Source organism: Dehalococcoidales bacterium (assembly GCA_035529395.1).
GTDB lineage: Bacteria > Chloroflexota > Dehalococcoidia > Dehalococcoidales > Fen-1064 > DUES01.
Window position 1 is genome coordinate 24,936 of sequence record DATKWT010000007.1, and the last position, 12,354, is coordinate 37,289.

General features: G+C 56.7%; 10 protein-coding genes and 1 riboswitch. Of the genes, 6 read left to right on the forward strand and 4 right to left on the reverse strand.

Annotation, left to right across the window (positions count from 1 at the left end; translation table 11 throughout):
• Positions 1-302 precede the first annotated feature (302 nt).
• Both VMW13_00410 and VMW13_00415 read right to left on the reverse strand, forming a co-directional pair.
• Positions 303-1,127, reverse strand: coding sequence for a cytochrome c3 family protein (locus VMW13_00410; protein HUV43269.1), 825 nt, complete (start codon positions 1,125-1,127; stop codon positions 303-305).
• A gap of 265 nt (positions 1,128-1,392) precedes the next feature.
• A complete protein-coding gene (locus VMW13_00415) occupies positions 1,393-2,331 on the reverse strand; it encodes a radical SAM protein (protein ID HUV43270.1) in 939 nt (312 codons plus the stop codon).
• Between the two features lie 258 nt (positions 2,332-2,589).
• Between VMW13_00415 and VMW13_00420 the strand changes: the two genes are divergently transcribed.
• Complete coding sequence (locus tag VMW13_00420) at positions 2,590-3,204, forward strand: molybdenum cofactor guanylyltransferase (GenBank protein ID HUV43271.1); 615 nt, start codon at positions 2,590-2,592, stop codon at positions 3,202-3,204.
• Positions 3,197-4,474 carry a gephyrin-like molybdotransferase Glp gene (glp, locus tag VMW13_00425; GenBank protein HUV43272.1) on the forward strand — a complete coding sequence of 426 codons (1,278 nt, stop codon included), beginning with the start codon at positions 3,197-3,199 and terminating at the stop codon, positions 4,472-4,474. The genes VMW13_00420 and glp overlap by 8 nt, the downstream gene beginning before the upstream one ends.
• Here glp and VMW13_00430 read toward each other — a convergent pair.
• Together VMW13_00430 and VMW13_00435 are read right to left on the reverse strand one after the other, a co-directional pair.
• Positions 4,471-6,186 (reverse strand): hypothetical protein, encoded by a 1,716-nt coding sequence (locus VMW13_00430; GenBank protein HUV43273.1) that lies wholly within the window; start codon positions 6,184-6,186, stop codon positions 4,471-4,473. The two genes, glp and VMW13_00430, sit on opposite strands and share 4 nt — an antisense overlap.
• 114 nt (positions 6,187-6,300) lie before the next feature.
• On the reverse strand, positions 6,301-8,967 hold the full coding sequence (locus VMW13_00435; protein ID HUV43274.1) for a CARDB domain-containing protein: 2,667 nt from the start codon (positions 8,965-8,967) through the stop codon (positions 6,301-6,303).
• A 222-nt stretch (positions 8,968-9,189) separates the two neighbouring features.
• Positions 9,190-9,307: riboswitch (cobalamin riboswitch) on the forward strand.
• A 125-nt stretch (positions 9,308-9,432) separates the two neighbouring features.
• On the opposite strand from VMW13_00435, the gene VMW13_00440 reads away from it, so the two are divergent.
• From VMW13_00440 to VMW13_00455, 4 genes are all read left to right on the forward strand, one after another.
• Positions 9,433-10,332: an ABC transporter substrate-binding protein gene (locus tag VMW13_00440; GenBank protein HUV43275.1), complete on the forward strand. Its 900-nt coding sequence runs from the start codon at positions 9,433-9,435 to the stop codon at positions 10,330-10,332.
• A 93-nt stretch (positions 10,333-10,425) separates the two neighbouring features.
• The gene (locus VMW13_00445) at positions 10,426-11,043 is read left to right on the forward strand and encodes a histidine phosphatase family protein (protein ID HUV43276.1); all 618 of its coding nucleotides are present in this window, start codon (positions 10,426-10,428) and stop codon (positions 11,041-11,043) included.
• Positions 11,044-11,136: 93 nt separating this feature from the next.
• Positions 11,137-11,784, forward strand: a complete 648-nt coding sequence (tmk, locus tag VMW13_00450; GenBank protein ID HUV43277.1) for a dTMP kinase — start codon at positions 11,137-11,139, stop codon at positions 11,782-11,784.
• On the forward strand, positions 11,756-12,354 hold a 599-nt coding region (locus VMW13_00455; protein HUV43278.1), incomplete at its 3' end, for a ribonuclease HII. The genes tmk and VMW13_00455, both read left to right, overlap by 29 nt.

The following is a 12,354-nucleotide window of genomic DNA, read 5'->3' on the forward strand; positions in this document are numbered from 1 at the left end:
CCGGGTTTTTCCCAATTCGAATATACCGGGTAAGACCTTTAGACAGGGTGCTGAAAAAGGGGAGTCCGGAGGGGCTCCGTCCCTTCTGAGGGGCCCCGCCTCTTCTGAGAGGCGCTCCATCTGGGCCGCACCGGGATTGGTCGAAAGGGTTTCTCATCACCCTGTTAGATAATGGCATCCTGATTCTACACGGACAGCTTGGGCTGTCCGTTTTTTATTTGCTGCCTGCCGACCTGGAAACTGATGGCATCTGCATACCCGGATTATGGTCTGACCTGGCGGGGTGATGGGTAAGGCGCGTATCACGGTCCGGTAATGCGCCACTCGTGTGCCAGGTGGCAGGCCTTGCAGTGGGTATCGGGGTGCATCTCATACGGGTTGTAGCACTCGACGGTATCATGGCAGGACTTGCATTTTACCACCGGTTCCGCCTGTTCGTGGGGCTGGTGACAGTCGCCACACGGGAACTGCATTGGCGCTTCAGTACTCCAGGTCACCCTGGATACCATTGTCTGGTGGCAGCCCAGACAGACGGCACGCGTAGGAACTGTCTCCTCACCAGCGGTAAGGAAATTATGGCAGGTCATGCAGCTTACATCGGTCATATCAGGCACTTTGATTGTGTTACGGGCGTGACACTCCAGACAGTCGGTGGCAGACGGTGTAAATATGTGCAGCGTGTTTGAGTGGCACGTGACGCACTCAATACCCCGGTCCATATCGTGCTGCTTGTGTCCGGCGGTGTCTGCCACCTGCTGCCATTCCGGGTCCCCGCTCTGATGACACTGCTGACACGACGCGTCTTCGACCTCAGCGTGGCTTTCAATCTCCTCGTAGCTCTTGAAGACGAAATCGCACAACTGGCCGGCGCTGGCCAGCAGACTCTGATGATGGCAGCTATGGCAACCGACTTCGGCGTGTGTGCTGCTGGCCCAGCGGTCCCAGGGCTCCTCCATTATATGGCAGGACTGGCAGAAACCGGGGTCGTTCTCCATGTAGTCCCAGAAGAGCACGAACCGGTAGACACCGAAGACAATACCGACCACCAGGATAAGTCCAATCGGTATGCCAGCCTTCCTGGGTAACCGGAGTACCCGGTTCCAGAAGCACTTTGCTCTGTTGGACAACCATCTCATCGATAGTCCCTTTTCGCTGGCGTGCTGCTGTAGCGGGTGGAGAGGCAAGAAGGACTACTCTGGTTAGTAGCGAAGCTGAGAGCGTCGGGTGCGAGTGATAGCACGTTCATGGTCGAATCAACTACATTATAAGCTGGTGTTGCTGCGTATTCCAGTATTACCTGTGCTCTGCTTCTGTAAATCGGAGCCTTACCGTTTTACAACCTCATCCTGTGTTGTGTCACCCTTCTGTCTGAACGAGAGCATTTGTTACTCACTACAGGCCTCTGAGGAAATCGGGGCGAAGGGAACGGGGGTCTCCATGCTCCACAATCCTCCGCAGTTGAGAGAGCATCATCTGCCTGTCATGCGGCAGTGTTCCCCGGACCGCCAGATAGTTGGAGGCGTGCATGGAACTGAAGAAGCAATCCGTGAAGCTGGAGTTCTGGATTATCAGGATGAGTTCTTCTAAGGACCTGAAAGGGGATATCGGTTCGAAGCTTCCCTCCTGCCACTCACGGTACAGTGGTGTGCCAGGCACCAGCGTCAGTGTCAGTGCTCCCACGAAGTCCGGGTCCATGTCACTCAGGACTCTGGCCGTTGCCAGCGAGTGTTTCTCGCTCCCCTCGACACCGCCCAGACCGAGGATAACGGTAATGGAGGTCAGGATACCGGCTGCCCTGGCACGGTGCGTTGCCTCTATTATCTGTGCAGAGTCGACACCCTTGTCTACATGGCGGAGAACATCATCATCACCACTTTCCATTCCGATGTATAGTATACCGAGCTTGAGTTCTCGTAGTGCTTCGAGTTCCTCAGGACTCCGGCGCAGTATATCGCTGGCGGTAGCGTAGGCAGCCACCCTCTCCACGAAAGGGAGCTTGTCCTGCATGTGCGTCAGCACGTCTCTCAGGTGGCTGTAAGGATATACCAGGGCATCTGAGTCCTGAAGAAAAACCCCTTTCCCATCCCATTCCTGGGCAACAGCGTAGACTATTCTCGGTATTCCCGGAACAGTGAGCCCATGCCTGAGGAAGAGGGCAACGGCGTCTATTTCGCTCCGGACTTCCTCGATGTCGCGTATCTGGAGACGGGAGCCGTAGCTGCCGCAGAAGGTGCAGGTGCTGTTTGAGCAACCTGCGGTCAGGGGCAGAAACAGACTGTTTGCCTCGCTCGGGGGGCGTACGATTGCTGGTCGTTCGAAAGACATGGTCATGCTCTTCTCCGCGTAGTATGGGAATAGTACCTAGTTGCACAAAATACCAGCTAGTATGTTCCGTAGGGTGAGACCCTTCGCTACACTCAGGGTGACACGCCACTGTCCTCAGTGGCGCAGAATCTATTTTACACGGTCGGGCCTGTGCTCTCAAGCTATTGAGGGTTACGGTGGTATTGCTCCACTTTGGAAGCGGTTCACCTATATGCTAAAATTGGCTAGTTGCGGTAACAGTAAAGCCGCGCAGACAGGAGTACCTTGGAAGCAAGTGGCATTATTCTAGCCGGTGGTCGGAGTCTGCGTCTGGGGTATGACAAAATCCTGGAGACAGTCGGTGGCCGGAGTCTTCTGGAAATAGTGGTAGATAGCATTACGTCCCTGTGTGGTGATATCATCGTTGTGACCGCCGAAGGGCATCCGATATCCCTGTCAGGGCATCACCCCGACCTGCAAATAGTGACTGATATTTATCCCGGTAAGGGGCCACTGGGTGGTATTTACACCGGGCTGCGACTCTCAAACACGAACTGCAATCTCGTCGTTGCTGCTGACATGCCCTTTCTGAACCAGGCGCTACTGCACTACATGTTAGAATTGACTGATGGGTTCGACATGGTGGCGCCACGAGTGGAGGGCAAGGTGGAACCACTTCATTCTGTCTACACCGGGGGCTGCCTGAGGGTTATAGAGCAAATGTTTGAACGGGATGAACTGGGTGTCCATAAGCTACTGCCTCTGGTCAAGGCGAGATTCGTGGAGGTGGACGAGATAGCCAGGTTCGACCCTGAGCAGTTGAGCTTCTTCAATGTCAATACGGAAAAGGACTTGCAGAAGGCGAGGAAGCTATCCGGGGGTGACAAGGACGATGATTAGTGTTGAAGAGGCCCAGGAGAGGCTTCTTGGCTTTGTTGATGTTCTGGGGAAGGAGGGAGTCCTCATCCTGGACTCCCCGGGTCAGGTACTTGCCGAGGATGTTTGCTCGGAAATCGATGTGCCTCCACTGGACAACTCTGCCATGGACGGCTATGCAGTCCGGTCAGGCGATACCGAAGGGGCAAGCCAGGATTCACCGCGACTGCTCCGCGTGATTGATACCGTAGCCGCAGGTTATGTCTCCGGGCAGGAGGTGACTCCGGGTACTGCAATCCGAATCATGACCGGCGCACCGATACCAGGGGGTGCCGATACTGTCGTCCAGTTTGAAAACACCGATGAGGTACAGCGACGCGAGGCCACCGCCGGAAAGCCAATCACGGAGATAGGCATTCTGCATGAGACAGAGGTCGGCCTCAATGTCCGCAGGGCCGGGGAAGATATCAGGAAGGGTGCGCTGGTCCTGGCGGAAGGGACCGTAATCAGACCGGCTGAGGTGGGTGTCCTGGCTTCCCTGGGGAAGACCCACGTGGCGGTTATTTCCCGACCGGTAGTGGCGATACTGGCTACCGGTGATGAGCTTGTCGAGATAGGACAGCCGCTGCCGGCAGGTAAGATATACAACAGCAATACCTATAGCGTCGCTGCTCTGGTGCGGCGCTATGGTGGCATACCCAGGATTCTGGGGATAGCTCTCGATACAGAGGATTCCTTGGTAGCGGCACTCCGACAGGGGCTTGACGCCGACATGCTGATTACGTGCGGCGGGGTCTCCATGGGGGACTATGATGTGGTCAAGGACGTACTTGCCCGGGAGGGTGAAATCAACTTCTGGACGGTGCGGATGAAGCCGGGGAAACCGCTTGCCTTTGGCACTATCAGGGGGTGTGACAGAACGGGAGCACCGAAAGGGATTCCCCACCTCGGCCTGCCCGGTAACCCGGTGAGCTCGATGGTCACTTTCGAGATGTTTGCCCGCCCGGCTATCTTAAAGATGATGGGTAGGAAAAACTGGGATAAACCTGCGGTTGAAGCTGTACTGGAGGACACGGTTACCAATCGGGACGGACGCCGCGTCTTCGCGAGGGCGATTGTAGAAAAACGTGACGGCCAGTACTTCGCCCGGATAACAGGTCCCCAGGGTTCCGGTGTGCTTACCTCGATGAGCCTGGCCAACGGATTGGTGATTGTCCCCGAGGACACGGCTGAGGTGCAAGCAGGCGACATTGTCCGAGTGATGATGCTGGACTGGAATGAGGAAGTCGTCTAGGCCCTGCGTCTCCTCAGGAGCAGGAAGGCCAGGACCGCCAGCAAAGTGACCACACCGGCAGAGATACCCCCAACGAGACCCCAGTTGAACGGCATGCCCAATGGTACCTGAAGTGCTTTCAGGTCTTCCGCCACCAACGGTATTTCTTTCTCTTCTACTGCGAAGCTGTCCGTCATGTTGTCAATGCTCACGTCATAGACTCCCGGCCTGTCCTGGGAGGTAATGAAGACCACCGTCTGGCTGCTGCTGCCTTCCAGCGACACGTCCTGAAAGGCGGTGACCACGCCGTTTATTTCCAGTTCTACCCTATGGGTACTGGCGAAGTCACCGGTGTTGGTGACCAGGACGCTGATAGTAACGTCCTCTCTGCTGCTGACTTTACCCGGAGCCACAGTGAGCCGGCTGGTGATGAAGGCGACCGGAGTTGGTGGAAGTGAGGTCGCTTCGACGGTAAAAGTGCCGGAGAGTGTATCGATTTCTACTTCATAGATTCCCGGGGTATCATGTGAGGTGGTAAAGACTACGGTTCGGCTGGTGTCGCCATTCAGGGGGAGTTGCTGAACGGCGGTGGTTGTACCATCGATCTTCAATGCCACCAGGTATGTTCCGGCAAGGTCCCCGGTATTGCTGACGAGCACCTTGATGGTTATCGTTTGCTGCATGCCTGCCGTGCCGGGTGTGATGGTAAGGCCGCTAACAGAGAATGCCGCCGGTCGGGTGGAAGCGATAACCGTATAGGGTGTGAAGTGAGTCACTTCCGTGGTCACTGTGTCGTTCACCGGGTCGACCGTAGATTCAAGGGGCAGCCACTCTTCGAGTTGGCCGTCCCATACGGCGGCAGTCAGCTGCCTCTCAGCGATACCCTCCGGTATCAGGGACTGGTCATAGCCCAGGCGGATGCGTACCGGCTGGTCAAACGTGGCACCATCCGGACCAAAATCGTAGACCGGACTGACAATCTCTGCATTTGTGGGAGCCGGCGGCGGTTCGTCCATTTCGGTAATGGTTAACTCGTTCAACGGTCCTCCCGCGGTTGTGAGGGCCGTGGTGCCCTGCGCGACGGTCAGTGTTGCTCTGCCGTCCGTGGATTCGGTGGTGAGTTCGCCATCCGGTGCCTCTTCGGTAGTGCTGTCCCCATCTCCTCCGTCGCTGCCATTACTACTGTCGGACTCCTGGTAGGTGACCGTGCCTATTTCCTGGGACGGCGGCAGATATGAGGTGACAGTCAGCCATATCCCGGCCTGGACCTTGGCCTCAACAACCTCCCCGATGATGGTATAGGTACCGGACATGCTGCCAGGGGGGAATGTCAAGGGAACAACGACGGTCTCCTCGACCGTCTCACCCTTGCCGGGAAACGGTTCTATGTTAAGGGTATAACTGGGATGAAGTGTCACCTCAGCCCCGGTATCACTGTGCCGGGCCATAATACGGGAAGTGATGTAGGCTGCACTGGGTGTCAGCCCTAGCAGGTCTTCTATGCAGGTGGCCTGACCGCTAACGGTGATGTAGAATACCTGGCTTCCCTGCACCTCGGTCTGGCTGAGCTGCATACTGTAGCTGAAGGTGAAGTAGTCGTCTATACTGAAGGCGGATGCCGGACTGGTGGTGATGAATGCCAGGCACATCGACAGGATGAGAATAACTGGTAACCAGCGGGCAGGCTGCGTTTGCCACCAGGTAGACCACAGCCGCCAGGCTTGTTGAGCCACTCCGTTGCACACCCCTTAAGGTTTACGTTTGCTCATTTCATGCAGAAGGGAGGAGTGTTTACCCCTCCCCTCTGTGTTATACTTATCCAGTTCCATAAGACAGGGGACTCTGGCCTAGTATCTCCGGCGCCTCCACAGCAGTATACCGACGACTATCGCGATGACGACTACGCCGCCAATGATGCCGCCAATGAGTGCCCAGTTGGTTCCTACGTCATCATCTTCGATTTCCGGCTTCACGACGGTAAAGCTTGCCGATAGGTCATCGATGTCGACGGTGTAGATTCCGCCCATATCCTCGGACGTGGTGAAGGTCACCGTCTGGCTTGCGCCGGCGGCCAGTTTTACCATCTCGGTCTCCACAACCACGCCGTCTATCTTCAGTTCGACAAGGTAGGTGCCTTCCTGGCCGCCACGGTTGGCCACCCGGACGCTGATGGTAACGGTGTCACCGGGTTCGACCCTGGATGGGGTCACGGAAAGGTTGCTGGTGAAGATGTCCGCTGGTTTCGGCGGTACGATTACCGGTGGCGCTGTGACGGTGAACCTTCCGGTAAGGCCGTTGATGCTGATAGCGTAAGTACCATCAGCTTCTTTTGAGATGGTGAAAGATACCGTGACGTTCCCGTGGCCAGCAAGGGATATTTCCTTGGTCTCAGCCACTTCATTATTAATCATCAGTTCCAGAATATAGGAGCCGGAAAGGTCTCCGGTGTTCTCAACCAAGACACTGATTGTGACATCTTCGTCGATTTCAACCTCGTCAGGCATCACTGTCAGGTTGCTGGTCTGAAAGGAGGCGGGGGCGGTAGCCAACACAACGGCGAAGGTGGAGAAGTGGGTGACGTACGTGGTGACGGTGTTGTTCACCGTGTCAACCACGGTCAAGAGCTTGATCCACTCTCCGGTGACCTCGTCCCAGACGACAATGACGATGTCCTCTTCATTAAAGCCCGCCGGTAGATCGGCTTCGGAATACGACAGGGTGATGCCCACTGGCGGGTCAAACGTCGCCCCCTCCGGTCCGAAGGTGTAAGTCAGGGCGACCATGGAGTGGTCCGGGGGTGGTGGTGGCGGCATTTCCATCTCGGTGGCGCTTATGAATGTCAGTGGCTCGCCTTCTGCGGTAAGACCTGTCGTTCCCTCGGGAACCGTGACCCAGGCCTGCCCATCTTCGGTCGTGGCAGTGACCTCGGTAAGGAATAAGCCGTCCTCTACCATGTCTTCAGACAGACAGGTAACGCCCGGTCCCTCCACGCACTCCGGTGCCTCCTCTTCACCGTCGGGGGGCGGAGGGGGCGGAGGGGGCGGAGCCAGCGGCGTAGCGGTGGCACGGCCAATGGGCAAATCACTGCCAAGATAGATGTCGGCAAGCTTCCCTACCGTGAGGTCATTGATGCCCTCGGTAAACCACATCTCATAGCTGCCGCCGCTCTCAATTACGGTGGGTGCAGCTACCGAACTCCACAGACCGCCGGTGCTGCCGGCGAGGTCGCTGGCGCTCTGAATGGCCCAGGTCGTCCCATTACCGGAGGTAGCGTAGCCGATGGCCGTATTAGTACTGGCGAGGGTGGTCTTGATAGTGGTCAGGTCCAGGGCGAGGATTGCGTCCAGGATATCGCCCACATCTTTAGCCGCAAGCGCGGTCCAGATATCACCGAGGCTGAATGACTGGAGTTCACTCCAGATAGTATCCACGCCCGTCCTGGTAAGGTTGGTCCTCGCCCCGGTGTACCACATATGGTACGTGCTGCCAACTTTGACCACACAGGGGTCGCCGACACTTTCCCAGACCGGCGTGCTGCTTGGGAGTACTTTGCTGTTCTGAACGGTCCAGGTCGTGCCATTAGCGGATTCGGCGTAGCCGATGACGGCGGCCGTGCCGTCAAGGACACCAATCGCAGCATCAAAGTCGGCGTTACCGGTATCTATCAGTGCATCGGCCCATTGCGACATCGTAAGGTCAGACTCGGTTCTCGTGTACCACATCTTATATGTGGTGTCATCACTATCATAGATTACACAGGGAGCGCCCACGCTGTCTCCAAGGTTGCCGTCCACAGCGGGGAAGACCTGGTCATTCGGACTCCCCCAGGTTAAGCCGCCGTCGGTGGAGGTGGCGTGGCCGATGACGGTCCTGGTGCCATTCAGCACTGTCTCTACCGCAGTCTTCCGGTTGGCCTGGGTCTCGCCAAACCCGCTCAGGACAGGTGTCCAGTCGGCGGCGATTACCAGGTCTGATTCGGCCCTGGTGTACCACATGTGATAGGTGCCGCCAATATTGACCACGGTAGGTGTGCCTTCACCGGTGAGTATGCCGCCGCCATCGTTCAGTACGTCATTGTTCTGAACGGTCCAGGTTATGCCGTCGGTTGAAGTGGCATACCCAATGACTGTGGTAGCACTGTCCAGAAGAGCGACCATGTCAGCCGCGTCCAAGGTGGCTGCCTTGTCTAATAGGCTATCAAGGTCCTGGGCAAGGATGTCATCGATAAAGTCAGAAAAGTCATACGTGCCGAGGTCATTGAGGCGAGACAGTACCTCGGTTTCGGTCTCGTTGAGATTAAGACGCGTGAACCACATCTTGTAGGTGGCTCCGTCTTTAATCACCCACGAGTCGACCACAGCTCTTAGCCCGCCCATGGTGAGTTCGCCGGTGTATTTGGTCCAGGCCTGACCTGTGGGGTTTGCCGAGGCCGGGTTGTCCGCGACGATCGGGACAAGACTGAGGGCCAGCATTGACACCAGGATTATCGTCAGCACCTTGGTCATTGACTTCATACAGTCACCTCCAGTACAAGCAAGATATAGAGATAGAATTATTTTCAAGTAATCCTGTCTATTTGTCAATACACCTGGCATATACCGTATGTTCAGATGCTACCTTTGTGGCGGTGTTTCCCCATGTGTGGATACGTGGTATTCCTGCCAGGTGATAGTTGCACCGCTGCTAGGTGGTAGTGTATCATACTTCCTTGAATACGGTAACCCCGGGGCAGTCTGGATTTCAGCCGAAGTCCAGGCGCAGCTGGAGAGCAAGTTGGTGAGAATCCAACGCAGTCCCGCCTACTGTGACTCGCCTTAGGCGAGAAGCCAGGACGCCGGGCCCCGGGTATCCCGGACCTTCGCGGCACAAGGAGGTGGGATAATGAATGAGCCCTGACGCCAAGCCCTCATGTGGTTTACCGCATGAGGGCCTTAGTTTATGCAGTTTATAATTACCAGTGATGTTGGAGGTAACGTTTCTTGAAATTAAAGCAAGGGATTGCACTCGTACTTTCCACAGTATTGCTGGCTGGCCTGGTAGCCGGGTGCCAACCGCAAAGCTATACTGATGATGCCGGCAGGCAGGTAGATATAGATAAAGCCCCACAGAGGATTATCACTTTCGGACCAAGCATTACCGAGATTCTCTTCGCGCTTGGTCTGGACGACAGGATTGTCGGGGTTAGTGATTTCTGTGACTACCCCCAGGCGGCACAAGACAAACCGAAGGTGGGCAACAGTTTCAGCCCATCTATCGAGAAGGTGGTTGAACTGGAACCGGACCTGGTCATGACCGTGGAACACGAGCAGTTCAACAGCGAACTGGAAGGCCTGGGAATCACCTACGTAGTCCTTGACCCCGAGGATGTGAGGAGTATCATGGACACCATCCGGCTGGCGGGGGAGGTTACCGGCAGGACCAAAGAGGGAAACCGGCTGGCCAGTGACATGGAGAAGGTGATATCCGATGTCACCACCCGGGTGGAGGGTGCCGCACGACCGACGGTCTTCTTTATGGTCGACGGTACTGACCCGAACATGCCGTGGACCGCCGGTGGAGGGTCTTTCATTCATGACGTAATCACAATAGCCGGCGGGGAGAATATCGCCTCCCGTGTAGTCGATGACTACACGCAACTGAGCATCGAGGAGATTGTCAATGCCGACCCGGATTTCATCATTATCCAGACAATGATGGGGGGTGTTCCCACGGTTGCCGTGGAAGTGCTGGAGCAGCACCCTATCTGGCAGCAGTTGAGCGCTGTTAAGGAAGGTAACATCTATCTCATCAATGGCGACCTCGTGTCTCGCCCCGGCCCAAGAATTACGCAGGGCCTGGAAGAGATGGCAAAGATACTCCACCCGGAGCTGTTCGACTAGGCGGCCCTGTTGACGGGTGTGGTACTATAAACGTAGTTGACTTGTGGGCGAGCCGTCGGAATGTGCGGCGGCTCGCTCGCTCAGGAGAGAGACTTGTCGAGATTGCTGCTGGTAAGACACGGTACCACCGACTTTAACACCGGACGACGGTTCATGGGGCAGAGCGATATCGAGTTGAGTGCTGAAGGCTACCGGCAGGCGGAAAAGCTACGCGACTACCTGGCCAGGGAGAAGATTGACGCTGCCTACTCCAGTGACCTCAGGCGTGCCCTGGTGACAGCGGAGGTCATCTGCCAGGAACGCGGACTGGAGATTGTGACCTGCCCCGAATTGAGGGAGTGCGACTATGGTGAGTGCGAGGGGCTGACCTTCGGCGAGATTGGAAGCAGCTACCCGGAGGTGGCCGCACGGTGTATAAACTTCACTCTTGACCTGGAGTTCCCGGGCGGGGAGTGCTATCGGGACTTCTTCGAGCGCACCGGGCGGTTTCTGGAAAGGCTTGATAGCTACAAACCGGAAAAAACCGTGCTTGTTGTTGCCCACGACGGTGTGCTCAAGGCGCTCCTGTGTACTATGCTCGGGATAGACGGGAGTCACTGGTGGCAACTTAGACTGGACACCGCCTCCCTGAGTATCATGGAGACACACCCTCGGGGTGCGAGACTGACCCGCCTGAATGATGTCTGCCATCTGGCGGCGGACACTGACTAACCGTACACTACCCGATTGCCTGCCTGTTCTTGCCGTGATAAACTGTGGCCAGCATACAAAGACGTACTACGTGCGCTGGCTATCAAGGAAAAGATGGTCCCATTTATTACCTTTGAAGGCGGAGAAGGCAGCGGCAAGACTGTTCAGGCAAGGGCACTACACAGGAAATTGCTCCAGGCAGCCGTGCCTGCACTCCTTATCTACGAGCCGGGTGGGACACCGCTGGGCCGGAGAATCGGTCGCTGGCTGAAGTGGGGTCGAGCAGCAGACATGTCTCCCCTCAGCGAATTACTGCTGTTCAATGCTTCCCGTGCCCAGCTGGTCCGTGATGTTATTGAGCCCAATCTGAAAAACGGGACGGTGATCATCTGTGACCGGTATACCGATTCCACCGTTGCCTACCAGGGTTACGCACGGGGACTGGACATGGAGACTGTCCACCGTATTAATAGTATCGCTACCGGCGGACTATGTCCTGACCTCACCGTGCTGCTGGATATTCCGGTTGAGGAAGGCTTTGCCCGCAAGAAGGACCGGGCGCAGGACCGTTTCGAGCAGGAAGACATGGTTTTTCACCGGAGAGTCCGTGAGGGATACCGCGCTCTTGCTGCTGCGGAGCCGGAGCGCTGGCTGGTGATTGATGCCCGGCAGTCCAGAGGAGAGATAGAGCACCTGGTCTGGCCCAGGGTGAGCCGTCTGCTGGTGGAGATACTTGGTTCAGAAAATCAGATTGCCGAGTAATCCTGGGATACCTACCCTTGCCGAGGAGAAAGTGCTCGCGGCGCAGGGGTACCTCCGTATTGCCGGCGTTGATGAAGTCGGTCGTGGCCCACTGGCCGGGCCGGTTGTTGCCGCTGCTGTCGTCCTTTCGCCGGACATAGATGCGCCCTGGCTGGGGCTGGTCAGGGATAGCAAGGTGTTGACCGGACCGAAGCGTGAGCTTCTGTATCACCATATTCAGGAAGCGGCGCTCGGTGTCGGTGTCGGTTGCGTTGAATCCACGGTGATTGATGACCAGGGTATTGTGCCAGCAACGCGAATGGCCATGAGACTGGCCATAGAGCAACTCCGACCGCCCCCGGAATCCGTGTTGATAGACTATATGACGCTTCCTGAGGTCAGGCTGCCGCAGAAGGGGATAACCAGGGGTGATAGCCTTTGTCTCTCCATCGCCTGTGCCTCCATAATCGCCAAGGTAACACGTGACCGCATGATGGTGGAGCTTGACCGTACTTACCCGGGATACGGGTTCTGTCGGCACAAAGGGTATGGCACCCGGGAGCACCTGGTCTGCCTGCGTCGGCTGGGGCC

What these genes read in the sequence shown, in the direction of transcription:
- VMW13_00415 (HUV43270.1), bottom strand. Translation starts at nt 2,331, where the DNA reads ATGACCATGTCTTTCGAACGACCAGCAATCGTACGCCCCCCGAGCGAG.
- glp (HUV43272.1), top strand. Translation starts at nt 3,197, where the DNA reads ATGATTAGTGTTGAAGAGGCCCAGGAGAGGCTTCTTGGCTTTGTTGAT.
- VMW13_00435 (HUV43274.1), bottom strand. Translation starts at nt 8,967, where the DNA reads ATGAAGTCAATGACCAAGGTGCTGACGATAATCCTGGTGTCAATGCTG.
- tmk (HUV43277.1), top strand. Translation starts at nt 11,137, where the DNA reads ATGGTCCCATTTATTACCTTTGAAGGCGGAGAAGGCAGCGGCAAGACT.